Annotated in this window: 11 protein-coding genes, 1 tRNA gene and 1 other RNA gene; all 13 read right to left on the bottom strand. The window is 38.1% G+C overall.

Annotated features, from left to right (window positions below; all coding sequences use genetic code 11):
- Window positions 1-276: 276 nt before the first annotated feature.
- Window positions 277-364: transfer RNA gene (locus HMPREF1495_RS01085), tRNA-Ser, on the bottom strand.
- Window positions 365-464: 100 nt separating this feature from the next.
- Window positions 465-1361, bottom strand: coding sequence for a DUF6630 family protein (locus HMPREF1495_RS01080; protein WP_034211319.1), 897 nt, complete (start codon window positions 1359-1361; stop codon window positions 465-467).
- 127 nt (window positions 1362-1488) lie between these two features.
- Window positions 1489-3210, bottom strand: coding sequence for a [FeFe] hydrogenase, group A (locus HMPREF1495_RS01075; RefSeq protein ID WP_034211317.1), 1722 nt, complete (start codon window positions 3208-3210; stop codon window positions 1489-1491).
- On the bottom strand, window positions 3204-5036 hold the full coding sequence (locus HMPREF1495_RS01070; RefSeq protein ID WP_034211315.1) for an NAD(P)-binding protein: 1833 nt from the start codon (window positions 5034-5036) through the stop codon (window positions 3204-3206). Before HMPREF1495_RS01070 ends, HMPREF1495_RS01075 begins: the two co-directional genes overlap by 7 nt.
- A 273-nt stretch (window positions 5037-5309) precedes the next feature.
- Window positions 5310-5912 carry a regulatory protein RecX gene (locus tag HMPREF1495_RS01065; RefSeq protein WP_034211313.1) on the bottom strand — a complete coding sequence of 201 codons (603 nt, stop codon included), beginning with the start codon at window positions 5910-5912 and terminating at the stop codon, window positions 5310-5312.
- Window positions 5909-7075 (bottom strand): recombinase RecA, encoded by a 1167-nt coding sequence (gene recA, locus HMPREF1495_RS01060; RefSeq protein ID WP_009662148.1) that lies wholly within the window; start codon window positions 7073-7075, stop codon window positions 5909-5911. Before recA ends, HMPREF1495_RS01065 begins: the two co-directional genes overlap by 4 nt.
- 213 nt (window positions 7076-7288) lie before the next feature.
- Window positions 7289-8653 carry an exopolysaccharide biosynthesis polyprenyl glycosylphosphotransferase gene (locus HMPREF1495_RS01055; RefSeq protein ID WP_034211311.1) on the bottom strand — a complete coding sequence of 455 codons (1365 nt, stop codon included), beginning with the start codon at window positions 8651-8653 and terminating at the stop codon, window positions 7289-7291.
- Between the two features lie 87 nt (window positions 8654-8740).
- The gene (dusB, locus tag HMPREF1495_RS01050) at window positions 8741-9700 is read right to left on the bottom strand and encodes a tRNA dihydrouridine synthase DusB (protein WP_034211308.1); all 960 of its coding nucleotides are present in this window, start codon (window positions 9698-9700) and stop codon (window positions 8741-8743) included.
- The gene (locus HMPREF1495_RS01045) at window positions 9700-10122 is read right to left on the bottom strand and encodes a GtrA family protein (protein WP_009662208.1); all 423 of its coding nucleotides are present in this window, start codon (window positions 10120-10122) and stop codon (window positions 9700-9702) included. Before HMPREF1495_RS01045 ends, dusB begins: the two co-directional genes overlap by 1 nt.
- A 2-nt stretch (window positions 10123-10124) precedes the next feature.
- Window positions 10125-10493, bottom strand: a complete 369-nt coding sequence (locus HMPREF1495_RS01040; RefSeq protein WP_034211302.1) for a DUF6145 family protein — start codon at window positions 10491-10493, stop codon at window positions 10125-10127.
- Window position 10494: 1 nt separating this feature from the next.
- Window positions 10495-11463, bottom strand: coding sequence for a 6-phosphofructokinase (pfkA, locus tag HMPREF1495_RS01035; protein WP_007595061.1), 969 nt, complete (start codon window positions 11461-11463; stop codon window positions 10495-10497).
- Between the two features lie 220 nt (window positions 11464-11683).
- Window positions 11684-11946: signal recognition particle sRNA large type (gene ffs, locus HMPREF1495_RS13505), an RNA gene on the bottom strand.
- 50 nt (window positions 11947-11996) lie between these two features.
- A complete protein-coding gene (gene mfd, locus HMPREF1495_RS01030) occupies window positions 11997-15335 on the bottom strand; it encodes a transcription-repair coupling factor (protein WP_034211300.1) in 3339 nt (1112 codons plus the stop codon).
- Window positions 15336-15337 lie beyond the last annotated feature (2 nt).

Below are 15337 nucleotides of genomic sequence, written 5' to 3'. Positions count from 1 at the left end.
CTAAACGTTGTTATTCTGAAACTTCATTGATTATTGAAATAATCAAGAATTTTTTCAGGGTTGTGTGTACTGTTTAATCTTAAATTATCAAGGTTCATTTGCTTTGCTGTTCGAAACAGCTTAGCTATTATATCAAGCTCATTTCATCTTGTCAATAACTTTTTAAGTTATTTTTGAGAATCTTTTAAGCTTTTGCTCTTTTGGAGCAACTTTGATATATTATCATATCGATGTTATCTTGTCAAGAACTTTCTTTCAAACTTCTTTGACAAGAAGCGGAGAAGGAGGGATTTGAACCCTCGCGCCGGTCGCCCGACCTACACCCTTAGCAGGGGCGCCTCTTCGGCCTCTTGAGTACTTCTCCTCATTTGCTTTCGCAATGCCTAGACATTATACAAGAATAACTCTTATCTTGTCAATAACTTTTTTAAAGTTTTTTAACACATTTTTGTTAAATCAATAAACTACATATTTTGGGCAAAATCAATTCTGTGATTTATACTCTTGGCAAGTTCTGTCAAACTCTTTAACTTATCTGTTTTACATACGAACAATACATAACTGTCGCTGTCTATATCAATACCTGCTACACAATATCCGTCTTTCATCCACTTATTGTCCAACTCTTTACACCAAGACGGAATATCCCCTTCATCATCAAGCATACCCTCATCCACAACAAGATTATTCTCTTTTGTCAATTCTTCTATGTTTGATAAGAATTCGTCTTTTTCCTCTTTCCAATCAAGCTCTATTGCGATCCCGCTCTCAAGCATCTCATCCGCTACGGCAATCCAAACAAAGGTATCTATAGCATCTCTGCTTGTAATACCCCTATACTCATACCTGTCCGCATTATCTTTAAAGTACTCTCTCGGATAGCAAAAACACCTGTCCATATTTTGTAAAAAATCTTCATTATCCGATATTGTCTTTACAAGCTCTCTATAGACCTCCACATTGGCTATCTTGACATCAGCACTGTCAAATACAATCTCCCAGCCTGAACAATCGGGGACTATCTCATCCTTCATAAGAAGTTGCAACATATCAATTACCTTATCTTTGGCAAATCCTTCCTTTCCATAGATAATAATGTTGTCGCTGTCGTTAATATCCGATGTACTTACTTCAAAATGATAGTTCTCATCTCCCTCATCCCTACATATCTGTACGAAATTCAATCTCCTGTTATTTACATCAATCTTCTTTGCCGGTGTCAATACAATAAAATATATCTTTCCGCTTCTTATAGAATCCAACAGGCTTTCAACCTCTTGTGCTGTACATCCGCCCTTTTCTACTCCGTCAATATCAAGCTTCCAATCAGACTTTCTTTTGTTAAAGATATTAAATAACATACTCTAAACTCCATTTTAATAATATTGCATACAAAAATTCTAAGGAAATGTAAAAACACTTCCTTAGAAAAATTATTTAACACAATTGTACCGATATGTAAATTGTAATTTCAAAATCACCATACTATTACTCTTGTACATGTAATAATGCATGCGCCTTATGTGAAAGCGGTTTATGGAAATACTCGTCATACAATGCAATAATATCTTTGTTTTCATGCGAGTATCTTATCTCGGAGTTCTCGTCTAAGAAATAAAGCTTCTTTCCTCTGTTAAATGCAAGTTCATAGCCATCCTTTACAGGTTGTCCGCCACCGCCTACGCAGCCTCCCGGACATGCCATTACTTCGACAAAGTCATACTTTGCTTCACCACGCTCAATCTTGTTAAGCAACTTTCTGGTGTTACCGAGTCCGCTCACCACAGCAATGTTCAATTCAATATCATCAATATTGAACTTAGCCTCTACAGTTCCGTCATTCTCCTGGAATGTTTTACTTCTCACAGGTTTAAATGCATCTGCAGGAGGATTCTCTTTCTTTATTATACTGTATGCGGTTCTAAGAGCCGCTTCCATTACTCCTCCGGTAGTACCGAATATTACACCCGCTCCTGAATAGTCACCCATAGGTCTGTCTGCTACTACGTCTTCAAGACTCTTCGGATCTATATGAGAAGCTCTTATCATACGGGTAAGCTCTCTTGTTGTAAGCGCAATATCCACATCATGACCTGCATATTCACCATGGAAGAGTTCCATTTCTCTTTCGCCTTTTTTAGCTACACAAGGCATTATAGAAACAGATACCATGTTCTCAGGTTTTACACCTATTTTTTCAGCAAAATAAGACTTCATTACAGCACCGAACATCTGTTGTGGAGACTTCGCTGTTGAAAGTGATTTTGTCATTCTCGGGTATTGTGATTTTACAAATCTTACCCAACCCGGACAACAGGATGTAAACATAGGTCTGTCACCGATAAGTCCGTTTGTATATCTGTGTACAAACTCATTTGCCTCTTCCATAATTGTCAAGTCCGCAGAGAACGAGGTATCAAACACATAGTCTGCACCCATCTTCTTTAATGCATCAACAATCTTTCCTACCGTTGCATCCTTATCTTTAAGTCCGAAAACTTCACCCCATGCCGTTCTTACAGCAGGCGCAATCTGAACAACTACTGTCTTTTCAGGATCGGCAACAGCTTCCCAGAACTTTGAAGTATCATCTCTTTCACTCAATGCACCTACAGGACAATGTGTTATACACTGTCCGCAAAGCGAACAATCGGCTTCTTCAATCTTTTTATATCCGGTTACATTTACTGTAGTTCTTGCTCCTGTACCGTGGAGATCCCAAACACTTAAAGTCTGCATCTTATCACAAACCTGTATACATCTCATGCACTTAATACATTTGGATGAATCTCTTATAAGCGGGAAATTTTTATTCCACGGCTGTTTTTCAAGTTCAACAGCAAACGGTATCTCAAGTATATTTAGGTCGTTGGCAACTTTTTGAAGTGAACAGTTACCGCTCTTAGCACATATAACACATCTGTTGTCATGCTGTGAAAGAATCAGCTCTACAGTTTTTCTTCTGTCTCTGATTACTTTTTTGCTGTTTGTAAAGATCTCCATACCCTCTTCACATACATTATTACACGAAGTGATAAGTTTATCTTTACCTTTTAATTCAACTACACATACTCTACATGCAGCTATTTCATTTAAATCTTTCAAGAAACACAGTTTCGGAATATTTATATCTATTTTTGCCGCCGCTTCCATAATAGTAGTATTTTCTTTTACGGAAACAGGTATATTATCAATAGTTAAGTTTACCATATACTCTCCCTACCTCCTTTGAAAATACCGAAGCCGAAGTGGTCACATCTTAGGCATCTGCCTGCCTCTTGCTTAGCTTCTTTTTCTGTCATGCAATTTTCAACACCGTCAAAATCGAGAACTCTTTCACAAGCTTCTCTTTCTGTAAGTTCAACTCTACCGCAAGGACTCTTATCCTCAAGACTTGCCTCAGGAATTTCCACATCTACACTTATCTGATGGTGATAACCTAAATACTCGTCAATATTTGCAGCTACTACCTTAGCCGCACCGATAGCCTTGATAACCGTAGCCGGTCCGCTGGCACAGTCTCCTCCGGCAAATACTCCCGGCATATCCTTAAATGCACCTGTAGAATCTGTAATTATCTTTCCGTTAGATACAGGGATTCCCGCTTCCTCAAAATGCTTTGTCTCTATATTTTGACCGATTGCAACTACAAGTATATCGCAAGGAATATAAACATCTTCCTCGCCTGTAGCCTTTACACTTGCTCTTCCGTCTTTAATAGAACTGATCATCTGAGGCTTTACATATATGCCCTTTATATTATTGTTCTCATCAACATCTATAGCGGATGGTGCCATCAAAGTTCTAAGCTCAATGCCCTCTGCAACCGCCGCCTCTATCTCTGCAGGTAAAGCCGTCATATCGGCAACTCTTCTTCTATATGCAATACTTACTTTCTTTGCACCCATTCTCTTTGCAGTTCTTACCGCATCCATGGACACATTTCCACCACCGATTATACAAACATTTTTGCCTGTAAGATCTTTTATAATATTCTTTCCTACATCACGCAGGAATTCTACAGCAGATACCACGCCGTTTGCATCTTCATGCTCAAGACCCAGTTTCTTATCTGTACTTGCACCTATGGTTATAAGCACCGCATCAAAAGCATTTCTCAAGTCGTCAATTGAAATATCCTCTCCGATCTTAAGACCATGCTTAACTTTTACACCTGTCTTTAAAATAGCCTTGATATCCTCATCAAGCCTGTCCTTCGGTAATCTGTAATTCGGAATACCGTATCTTAACATACCTCCAAGCTCAGGCAACATCTCATACACGGTTGTCTGATGTCCCATCAGCTGTAGGAAATAAGCCGCACTAAGTCCGCCCGGTCCACCACCGAGTATTGCAACTTTTTTACCTGTAGACGGAGCACATTTTGGAGGATCGACTTCTCCCGCAAAATCTGCCGCAACTCTCTTTAAACCACGAATATTTATAGAGTCATCCACCATATTTCTTCTACATCTTGCCTCACAAGGATGCTCGCAAATAAATCCGCAAGTAGTAGGGAAAGGATTATCTTTCCTTATAAGTCTTACAGAATCCGCATATCTGCCTTCCTTTATAAGTGCAATATATCCCGGTATATCCACCTGTGCAGGACATAAGTTTACACAAGGTACAGGCTGATTGTATGAGCATGTACATCTGCCATGTGCTATATGTTCGATATAGTCATCTCTATATCCTATAATACCTTTGTAAACCATATTTGCCGCTTCATAGCCTATGGCACAATCTGCCGATTCCATAATACTGAGGGCTGTCTTCTCCATTAATTTCAAAGAAGCCATACTACCCTTACCGTCAAGCACGTTTTCGATCAGCTTTTCAAGCTGTCCTAAACCGATTCTGCATGGAACACATTTACCACAAGTCTGAGCGTGAGCCAACTCCAGAAAAGCTCTGGACATATCAACCGGGCAAAGCCCCGGAGGAGATGCCTCGATTCTTCTTTCCAAATTTTTGTATAGCTCCTCCATAACAATTCTGGCTCTACTTGGGGAGACTATTTCTAATCTACTCATACCTCTTACTCCTAGAATTATTTCACCGTTTTACCGGTAGATTAATATATGTAAATGAACTACATATATAGATTTTAAATTGTCTATTTCATGAAATAATAAGAGCACATATCTTTATATTTATTTGATACGAACTTTATGGATTCATTATATACTTTTTTTATAAATATTGTAATACTTTTCTGAAAAGTATTTTATTTAACAAATATGTTTGTTATTTAACTAGCGTTACATGCTAATAATCTCACAAAAAAGACACTTCCTTGAGTGTCTCTAACTCATAGAAGTGTCTTTTATAACATCTTTTATTTTTTGATATTTGAATCCCTGTCTCATTACAGAGGCAATTATCTTTTGTTTTTTATCAGGTTCCTCAGTTTCAAAATAATGTTTTTTATTAAGAAGCTTTTTTATCATAGGCTCTTCATCTACTGTAAATGATTCCAAGGCATTATCTATAATCTCTTTTTTTATTCCCTTTTCCAGCAGCTTGTATTTTAATTTCATTTTGCTGTACTTATCTTTATATGTATTGATATATCGCTCGGCATATCTGTCATCATCTATGTAGCCGAATTTTTTTGCCTTTTCTATAGCCTCTTTGATGGCCTCATCAGGATAAAACGAGAGCTTCAGCTTTTTTACTATATCGTTTTCCGACTTGAAGGATTTCTCAAGTATATGCATCAGCCTTGCAAAAGCTCTCTTTTTTAAAACCGGATAGATGGTTGTATAATATTCCTCTTCATCTATCTCTTTTCCAACAGCAATATCCAGTCGTCTGATTTCGCCGTTATATAGGGCAAGACTTTCTCCATCCTGAAATATAACTTTGCTTTTTTTGGTATTCAGAGAAATAACTTCACTTACAATCAATCTTCTTCCTCAAGCTCTATGCCGCCGGCTTCATCCATATCATCCTCTATAGGTGAACCGTCAAACTCTTCGTCATCATCATCTACAGAGTCATACTCTAAAGTTTTTCCGTTCTTTTCAGCTTCAAGTACAAACTTTTCTCTGATTTGCTCTTCTATTTTCTCACAAATCTCAGGATTTTCCATGAGGAAAGTCTTTGCATTTTCTCTTCCTTGACCGATCTTGTTTCCTTCATAAGAGTACCATGCACCGCCTTTTTCCACAACATCACTTGCAACCGCCAGATCAAGTATCTCTCCGGACTTTGATATACCCAGTCCGTACATTATATCAAACTCAGCCTCTTTGAAAGGAGGTGCCACTTTGTTTTTAACAACCTTTATTCTGGTCTTGGTTCCTATGATTTCACCGCCCTGCTTGATCTGCTCAACTTTTCTTACATCAAGTCTTACAGATGCATAGAATTTTAAGGCTCTACCTCCGGTGGTGGTCTCCGGGCTTCCAAACATTACACCTATCTTATCTCTTAGCTGGTTGATAAAGATAACTATACAATTGCTCTTACTTACTATACCTGTAAGCTTTCTGAGTCCCTGGCTCATAAGTCTTGCCTGCAAGCCCATATGGGAATCTCCCATATCTCCTTCTATCTCGCCTTTGGGTACAAGTGCCGCTACAGAGTCGACTATTATAATATCGATAGCACCGGATCTTACCATAGTCTCCGTAATCTCAAGCGCCTGCTCACCGTTATCAGGCTGTGATACATACAGCTCGTCTATATTTACACCTATCTTATCCGCATAAACAGGATCAAGCGCATGCTCCGCATCTATAAATGCCGCAATACCTCCAAGCTTCTGAGCTTCAGCTACCATATGAAGGGCTACGGTTGTCTTACCTGATGACTCCGGTCCGTATACCTCTATAATTCTTCCCTTCGGAATGCCGCCTACACCTAATGCTATATCAAGCCCCAGTGAACCTGTAGGAATGGTCTCTACAAACATATTTGTATTTCCGTCTCCCAGCTTCATCACCGAACCCTTACCGTATGCCTTCTCTATCTGTGTCAAGGCAGACTCAAGTGCCGCCTGTTTCTCACTTTTTTCCATTACTCTTTTAACCTGTTGTGCTGCTTTGGAACTTTTTTCCTTCTTCATAACAACCTCCATCGAATGTATGTTCTTGTTTTATTGTATATGCTTCTCTTTTATTTGTCAACAATGATATAAAGGGAATTAAAATTAAGACATTAAAACTAAGAATATAAAATAATTACTGAAATTTTTGAAAAATATAATATCTGCCATGTAATATGATTGTAACATAAAAAATGCAGGATTGCATCAATTTATGCATCCTGCTTTAATATATTATTTATCCTTGGTATTTGCGGTAATTTCACCTTCTCCGACGCCTTCTGTCGACTCCTTCATAAACAAAACTTTAGGTGTCAAAACTATCAAGATAAGGTCCATCCATATACTGTAATTTCTTATGTAATGCAGATCAAGCTTTAATTTATCATATGGTGTTGTATTGTACTTACCATGAACCTGTGCATATCCTGTAAGTCCCGCCTTCATTTTAAGTCTCATAGAAAACTCCGGAAGCTCTTCCATATACTCTGCGGCAATCTCCGGTCTCTCAGGTCTTGGACCTACAAGACTCATTTCACCCTTTATTATATTAAAAAGCTGTGGAAGTTCATCCAATCTGGTAGCTCTTAAGAGCTTTCCGACTGCTGTGATTCTGTCATCATCTTCTCCGGCAAGCCTTGCTATACCGTCCTTTTCCGCATCTTCTCTCATAGTTCTGAATTTATATATTTCAAACAGCTTTCCGTCAAATGTAAGTCTGGTCTGCTTATAAAATACCGGACCTTTATCTGTAAGATGTATTGCCGCACCGAACATGACAAACAGAGGCAGAGTAATTATTATACCTATTACGCTGACTACAACGTCTATGATTCTCTTTACCAGCATCTGATCGGCCTGAAGTCCCTCATTTCTTGAAAGAAGAATAGGTGTATCAAACAGATTCAGATTTGTGGAAGTTCTTATCAATATATCGCTTATCTTGGGTATCATATATACTCTGATACCTGCATCATAACATTTCTTTAAAAGCAGATTTCTTTCATGTGAAGGTATATCTCCTACAACCATACCTTCAAACTCCTCCGCTCTTTTCATTATTTCATCAATACCGACTTTGGTACTTATTACTCCGCCTATTATATACTTGTCATCTCTGGCACCTATTTTTTCCATTATGGAAAATACCGGTCTGTTTCCATAGACTACCAAAAGTCTTCTCGGCGGAAAGAGCACACTGTATATCCACTGAAATAAAAAAACCCAGGCACATACCAATGCGGCATCTATAACAGTTAAAATTATAAACGGTGTCGGTGCATGAAATCTTTTATCCACCAATGCAAGTATAATATATCCTATTACATTGGCTATCAAAAGCGATAAAATATGAGAATAGATTATATTTCCTCTTTTTAAATAACCTATTTTTAAACCGCCGTATGTCTGCAGAAAGAAAAACAGCAACATTCCGTACATTGCAGCCAACAGCCAGATTCCTCTTCTCCAGAATCTTACCTCTATAATAGTATTCAGATGAAAATACCATAGCGCCCAATAAAGCCCTATTTCTATTAGCAATATGATAGCTGCCGAACCGAATTTTACAATTCGTTTATACTGTTCCTTTGTATTCATATCTCCTCCAATACCTCTCACTCCGATACTATTGTAGCATATTTTTAATATATGTATTTATAATTTTGTATTAAGAGATAAAATCTTTTATACAGACCTTAACAGTCTTTCAAGTTCATCATATCTTTCAACATGATTCACCCTATCCCTAAGTGCCGATGAGCCCTTCATACCATGTGTGTACCATGCAACATGTTTTCTCATCTTTCTTATAGCCATAATTTCATCATCATATTGCATTTGCAGTTTACAATGTTTGAGTATCATATCCACGATTTCATCTTTCTCGGGTTTTTCTATGATTTCCCCATTCAAATACCCTCTGATTTCTTTGAATATCCACGGATTTCCTCTTGCCGCTCTTGCAATCATTATCCCGTCACATCCCGTATACTCATACATTTCTTTTGCACTTTTGCCGTCCACCACATCTCCGTTTCCAATTACCGGAATGCCGAGATTTGACTTTACATCCTTTATAATGCTCCAATCCGCCTTACCCGAATAGTACTGTTCTCTGGTTCTGGCATGTACGGCAACAGCACTTACACCTGAAGCTTCAGCTATTTTTGCAATTTCCACCGCATTGATATTGTCGTCATTGAACCCTTTTCTTATCTTTAATGTAACAGGCTTTTTTACACTCTTTACAAGCTTTGTAAGTATCTCCTCTACAAGTTTCGGATTCTTCATAAGCGCCGAGCCTTCACCGTTATTTACTATCTTCGGTACGGGACAACCCATATTAAAATCAAATATATCAAAATCTCTTTCTTCTATACTTGCGGCCATTTGTGCAATTATATCAGGGTCCGAGCCGAAAAGCTGCAACGCAATCGGATGTTCCCCTTTATCTATTTTCATAAGCGGTTCCGTATTTTTGTTTTTAAAATAGATAGCCTTTGCACTCACCATCTCTGTAACAAGAAGTGAAGCTCCCATTTCTTTGCATAAATGACGAAATGGCAAGTCACTTACACCTGCCATTGGTCCTAGGCACAAACCGCCTTCTATATTTATATTTCCGATTTTAAAATCTTTTAGCATTATTCCTTATTCTTTCTAAAAATAAACAGCTTTGAAAAAATATAATTAAGTATAACTACGACCACACTTGAGACTATTTTTGCAATTATCCAGTTTCTCTTTAATAAGTCTACTCCAACAAACATAATCGCCGTATCCAAAAAACCTGTAAACAATCTTGCCGTAATAAAGCCTGACAGTTCAACTGCCAGTTTTGAAAACTCAAAGCTTTTACTTTTAAATACCCATATTTTATTTGTTATAAAGGCAAAAAGAACGGATAATATCCATGCAATCGTATTGGATACCAAGTTCGGAAATTGGAGCTTTGTATAGCAAACATGGTATGCCGCAAAATTTACAAGAGTGGTCAGTACACCGAAAATAAGATACAGTAATACACTCTCATATTTTTTTATATAATATGATATTTTTTCAAGCATAATTATTCTGCACTCTCTTCCAATATCACCACTTTATAAAACAATTCCAGCTGTGACAAAAGCTCTTCTTTTTTTCTTTGGTATAAGCTTATCTTCAAGCCGCTCTCTATCTCGTCAAAATAAAAATCGGCATCATCAACTCTTACACAAAAGCTCAAATTACCGAACCTATCAAACTCCATGGTAAGTATGCCTCCCGCCTCTTCAGCAAAAGACACACACATTATTTTAAGCTCGTTTTTTATCTCATCCGGCAAAAGCTTGAACTTTTCATTGAAATAATACTTCTGAACATACGAGCTGGCACCACATAGCACCATGTTTTCACTGTTTGTCCAATCGTAATTATATCCGTCTATCATTTCAGGCATATTATCTTACCAAAAGCTTGCTTATTCTGAATTGATCTTCCGGTATATCCTTAGTCATTGCCAGTGCTTCCTGAATATCAAAGTCAACATACTCACCGTTTTTGTATGCAACAAGTCTGTTTGAATGACCTGCCAACAAAAGCTCTACAGCCTTTGCTCCCATAATTGAAGCATAAACTCTGTCCTTACATGTAGGCGCACCACCTCTTTGCATGTAACCTAAGATTGTAGCTCTTGTCTCGATTCCTGTAGCAGCTTCTATTCTCTTTGCCATGGAAGTTGAATGTCCGATTCCCTCGGCATTGATTATGATATGATGCTTTTTTCCGCGCTTTCTGTTTTCAATGATTCTGTCTATCAACACCTGCTCGTTTCCGTCATATCTCTCAGGTAAAAGCACATCCTCTGCACCGTTTGCAAATCCGCACCAAAGTGCAATATATCCTGCATTTCTACCCATTACCTCAATTATTGAGCATCTCTCATGTGATGTGGAAGTATCTCTTACCTTATCAATAGCTTCCATCGCAGTATTTACCGCAGTATCAAATCCTATAGTATAGTCTGTACATGCTATATCAAGGTCGATAGTTCCGGGTATTCCTATAGTATTGATTCCCAGTGCGGAAAGCTTTCCTGCACCTTGGAACGATCCGTCACCACCTATAACGACAACTCCGTCTATACCATGCTTCCTACAGATTTCAGCACCTTTTTTTTGTCCCTCTGCTGTAGTAAACTCCTGACATCTTGCAGTATAAAGAATTGTACCGCCTCTGTGAATGATTTCAGACACGCTGGTACTGTCCATATCTACTATCTCTTCCTGTAAAAGTCCTGCATAACCTCTCATGATTCCCTTTACATTTATTCCGTTATGTATTGCTGTTCTAACTACCGCTCTTATAGCCGCATTCATTCCCGGTGCATCGCCACCACTTGTCAAAACACCTATAGTTTTTATTGCCATATATTTCCTCCTATTTTAAAAAACGGATCTACTCTTTTTCTATATGTAATTTATATAGGATATCTCGGTACGAATATACATATATAAATATCTACATCATTTTATATTAATGAAAAACATTTTTCAATAGTCTTGTCATGGAATTAACAAATTCTAATTTTAAAATGCAAAGAGCATTATCAAAAAATCTAAAACAGATTTCTTAATAATGCCCTTTTATATGCACGTCTTGCTTCGAATGCCATTCACAAGCGTTACAAAAGCAGTTAGCTCTGCGGCGGCTATCTCACGGCACATGAAAGGTCTTCCTTAGTGCTGCTACATTCCTGTCCTGACACGGTTCGAAAGTTTCCATTGCGTGGGGACCCCCGCTTCAACACCACTTACTCCAGACTGCCAAGCAAATGAACACCCTAGGCAAGACATCACCCCTACTAAAGCGGATTGTAGGTACAGGACACCGCTATCTTCCCGGCTGTGCATTAACAAGTATACTTGCAATGATCTATATTTGTCAAATGATTTTTGATGTGCTAAAACAATTGCTCTTTCATTTTCTCAAGCAAACTTATAGTAAATTCCATCCTGTCCTCGGTTGAGATTTTCTCCTTATCCCTGTATTCCCAGTTCAATACCTTGTCATATTTTACAGTTAAATTCTTTCCGAAGGACTTTAAGAAAGCATCGAGGTTATCCGTTTTTATCTCTTTATTTTCTCTCATTGTCCACTTTATCTGCAACTTATTCACAATAATATCGTTAATAAACATACTGCTTGCCAAAGCCTTTATTCTTGCAACATACAAAAGATTGGCAACAGACTTCGGCATCTCACCGAATCTGTCTATAAGCTCATCCTGCATATCAAGGAAATCCTCCTCGGTCTTCACCAATGCAATCTTTTTATATATCTCAAGTTTTGTCTCTTCATTGGAAATATAGCTGCTTGGAATATAGGCACTGCTGTCTATCTCAACACTTGCCTCCACTTCTTCTTCCACAGGCTTTCCTGTCTTTAAAGCTCTGACCGCAGTGTTTAAAAGTTTCACATACAGATCGTATCCGACTTCTTCCATATGACCATGCTGAGTTACACCCAGTACATTTCCGGCTCCTCTTATCTCAAGATCTCTCATTGCAATCTTTATTCCGGAACCGAGTTCCGTAAATTCTCTTATTGCCTTAAGTCTCTTTGAAGCTTCCTCGGACAAAAGTTTATTTCTCGTATACATAAGGAAGGCATAGGCACTTCTTTTGCTTCTTCCGACTCTACCTCTGAGCTGATAAAGCTGTGAGAGTCCGAGCCTGTCCGCATCATGAACAATTATGGTATTGGCATTCGGAACATCAAGACCTGTCTCCACTATGGTTGTGGTTACCAATACATCCACATCACCATTGATAAAATCTACCATTCTTTCTTCCAAATGTCTCTCATCCATTCTTCCATGCACATATTCCACATTTATATCAGGTAATAGTGCTCTGACATGTGCGGCAACTTCTTCTATATTGTTGACTCTGTTGTAAAGATAATAAACCTGACCGCCTCTGGCAACCTCTCTTCTGATAGCCTCTTTAACCGTCTCATCATGATACTCCATTACATAGGTCTGTATCGGCTTTCTGTCAACAGGCGGCTCTTCCAATACCGACAGATCTCTAATACCTGAAAGTGACATATGAAGAGTTCTCGGTATCGGTGTTGCGGTAAGTGTAAGCACATTTACATTTTCACAAAGCTGCTTTAATTTCTCCTTATGTCTTACACCGAATCTTTGCTCCTCATCCACTATCACAAGTCCGAGTTTTTTAGGTGCTACATCCTTTGATAAAAGTCTGTGTGTTCCTATCACTATATCCACAAGACCTTTTTCCAGATCACTGACAGTCTGATTCTGCTCCTTCTTTGTGTTAAATCTGGAAAGTAAACCTATTTTTACAGGAAAGTCTTTCATTCTCTGAACAAATGTATTGTAATGCTGTCTTGCAAGAATGGTTGTCGGAACAAGGTAAAGTACCTGATATCCTTCCTGTATTACCTTAAAAGCAATTCTTAAGGCAATCTCAGTCTTACCATATCCCACATCTCCGCATATCAGACGATCCATTATCTTTCCGGTCTCCAGATCTCTCTTGGCATCCTCTATGGCTTTTATCTGATCATACGTCTCCTCATACTCAAACATTTCTTCAAACTCTCTTTGCCAAAGAGTATCCTCTCCATAGAATACCCCCTGTCCTTTAAGTCTGCTTGCATAGAGTTCCACAAGCTCCTTGGCCATCTCTTCGACTTCCGTCTTTACTCTTGATTTGGTCTTACTCCACTCTACTCCGCCAAGCTTATTGAGTTTGGGTTTTTTTATTTCTCCGCCGCCGTATTTTTGTATTCTGTTCAGCTTTGAAACCGGTACAAAACAATTGTCACCGCCCTGATATTCAATCTTTACATAGTCCTTAATTACATCGTCTCTTTCTATCTTTTCTATACCCTTATAGATTCCAAGACCATGGTCTTCATGTACGATATAATCGCCTATATGCAGTTCGCTTAATGAGGTTACTCTGTCACCCTCATATTCTTTTTCTCTTCTCTTTTTCTTCTTCGGAGTTTTAAAAATATCGGTTTCCGAAATCAGCGCAAAATTGATTGCAGGATATTCAAATCCCGAGTGAATATTTCCTACAAATATTGCAATCTGCCCCGGAGCGATACTTATATCTTTTTCACCTTCAGAAAAGAAAGCATCCAAGGAATAATCATTTCTAAAGCTGTCCGCAAGTCTCTTTGCTCTGGTCTTTGATGCACAAACAAGAGCAACTCTGGTTTTGTCAGCTCTGTATTTTTTCAAATCGTCCACAAGATTTGTAAAATCTTCATGGTATACTCCGCTCATTCTTGAAAACACGGAGTACATTGCTTTAATTTCCAATTCCTTTATTCTGTTATCAAGTCCTGTAAGTGCAATACTCGGTGCTTTATTCAAGCTGTGAAACACCTCATCGGCTCCGAATATATCGGGAATATCTTCTTTTTTGTACTGTCCGGATTCTATTCTTCCGGCTGCACTTTGATTATATTCATCTTCCGTTTTTCTTGCCTTGTCCATGGTTCTTGCAGGCTCATCAATATATATAAGGGTATTATTATAATCAAAATATCTTAAAAATGACTGCTCACCGCCAAGTACCTTTTCTCTTGCCGGATAAATATTTACATAATCCAGCTCATCAATCGATCTTTGACTTGCCGGATCAAAACTTTTCATAGCATCTATTTCATCATCCCAAAGTTCTATTCTTACAGGATATTCTTCAGTAAGCGGAAAAATATCTATTATTCCTCCTCTTATTGAAAACTGTCCGGGATTACTTGTTTCAAAACTTCTCTCATAACCTATATCCGTCAGCTTTTTTGATATCTTTTCTATATCGATAATATCTTCTTTTTTAATCTCCAAAGTGGCTTCACAAAACTTATGATAATCTTCAAGTTTATCCATAAGAGCATCCACCGTTGTTACTATGACACCGCTCTTATCCTCTCTTAAATGTTTCCATACTTCCACTCTTTTGGCTGTTATCTGTGAGGATCTTATATCTGCCGTAAAAAACAAAAGATCCCTTGCAGGATATAGATAAACCTCGTCCAAAAAGCAGCCTATATCTTCATATAGCCTGCTCGCATTGTCCTCATCATATGATATAACAAGTTTCCAAGCCTTTTCTTCTTTCATCAGCTCGGAAATAAGATGTGCTTTTCCCGGCTCGGACATATCACTGACCTGTACCGGGAATTTTTCTTTTTTTATACTTTCTTCTAAAGATTCAAAATCCGCTAATCTTTTTAAGGGATTTTCAAATAAACTCATAT

Source organism: Lachnoanaerobaculum sp. MSX33 (assembly GCF_000512995.1).
In the GTDB taxonomy this organism is placed as follows: domain Bacteria; phylum Bacillota; class Clostridia; order Lachnospirales; family Lachnospiraceae; genus Lachnoanaerobaculum.
The sequence above is the reverse complement of the archived record's forward strand: the minus strand, read 5'-3'. Positions and strand labels throughout refer to the sequence as shown.

What these genes read in the sequence shown, in the direction of transcription:
- HMPREF1495_RS01080 (WP_034211319.1), bottom strand. Translation starts at nt 1,361, where the DNA reads ATGTTATTTAATATCTTTAACAAAAGAAAGTCTGATTGGAAGCTTGAT.
- HMPREF1495_RS01075 (WP_034211317.1), bottom strand. Translation starts at nt 3,210, where the DNA reads ATGGTAAACTTAACTATTGATAATATACCTGTTTCCGTAAAAGAAAAT.
- HMPREF1495_RS01070 (WP_034211315.1), bottom strand. Translation starts at nt 5,036, where the DNA reads ATGAGTAGATTAGAAATAGTCTCCCCAAGTAGAGCCAGAATTGTTATG.
- recA (WP_009662148.1), bottom strand. Translation starts at nt 7,075, where the DNA reads ATGAAGAAGGAAAAAAGTTCCAAAGCAGCACAACAGGTTAAAAGAGTA.
- HMPREF1495_RS01055 (WP_034211311.1), bottom strand. Translation starts at nt 8,653, where the DNA reads ATGAATACAAAGGAACAGTATAAACGAATTGTAAAATTCGGTTCGGCA.
- dusB (WP_034211308.1), bottom strand. Translation starts at nt 9,700, where the DNA reads ATGCTAAAAGATTTTAAAATCGGAAATATAAATATAGAAGGCGGTTTG.
- HMPREF1495_RS01045 (WP_009662208.1), bottom strand. Translation starts at nt 10,122, where the DNA reads ATGCTTGAAAAAATATCATATTATATAAAAAAATATGAGAGTGTATTA.
- HMPREF1495_RS01040 (WP_034211302.1), bottom strand. Translation starts at nt 10,493, where the DNA reads ATGCCTGAAATGATAGACGGATATAATTACGATTGGACAAACAGTGAA.
- pfkA (WP_007595061.1), bottom strand. Translation starts at nt 11,463, where the DNA reads ATGGCAATAAAAACTATAGGTGTTTTGACAAGTGGTGGCGATGCACCG.
- mfd (WP_034211300.1), bottom strand. Translation starts at nt 15,335, where the DNA reads ATGAGTTTATTTGAAAATCCCTTAAAAAGATTAGCGGATTTTGAATCT.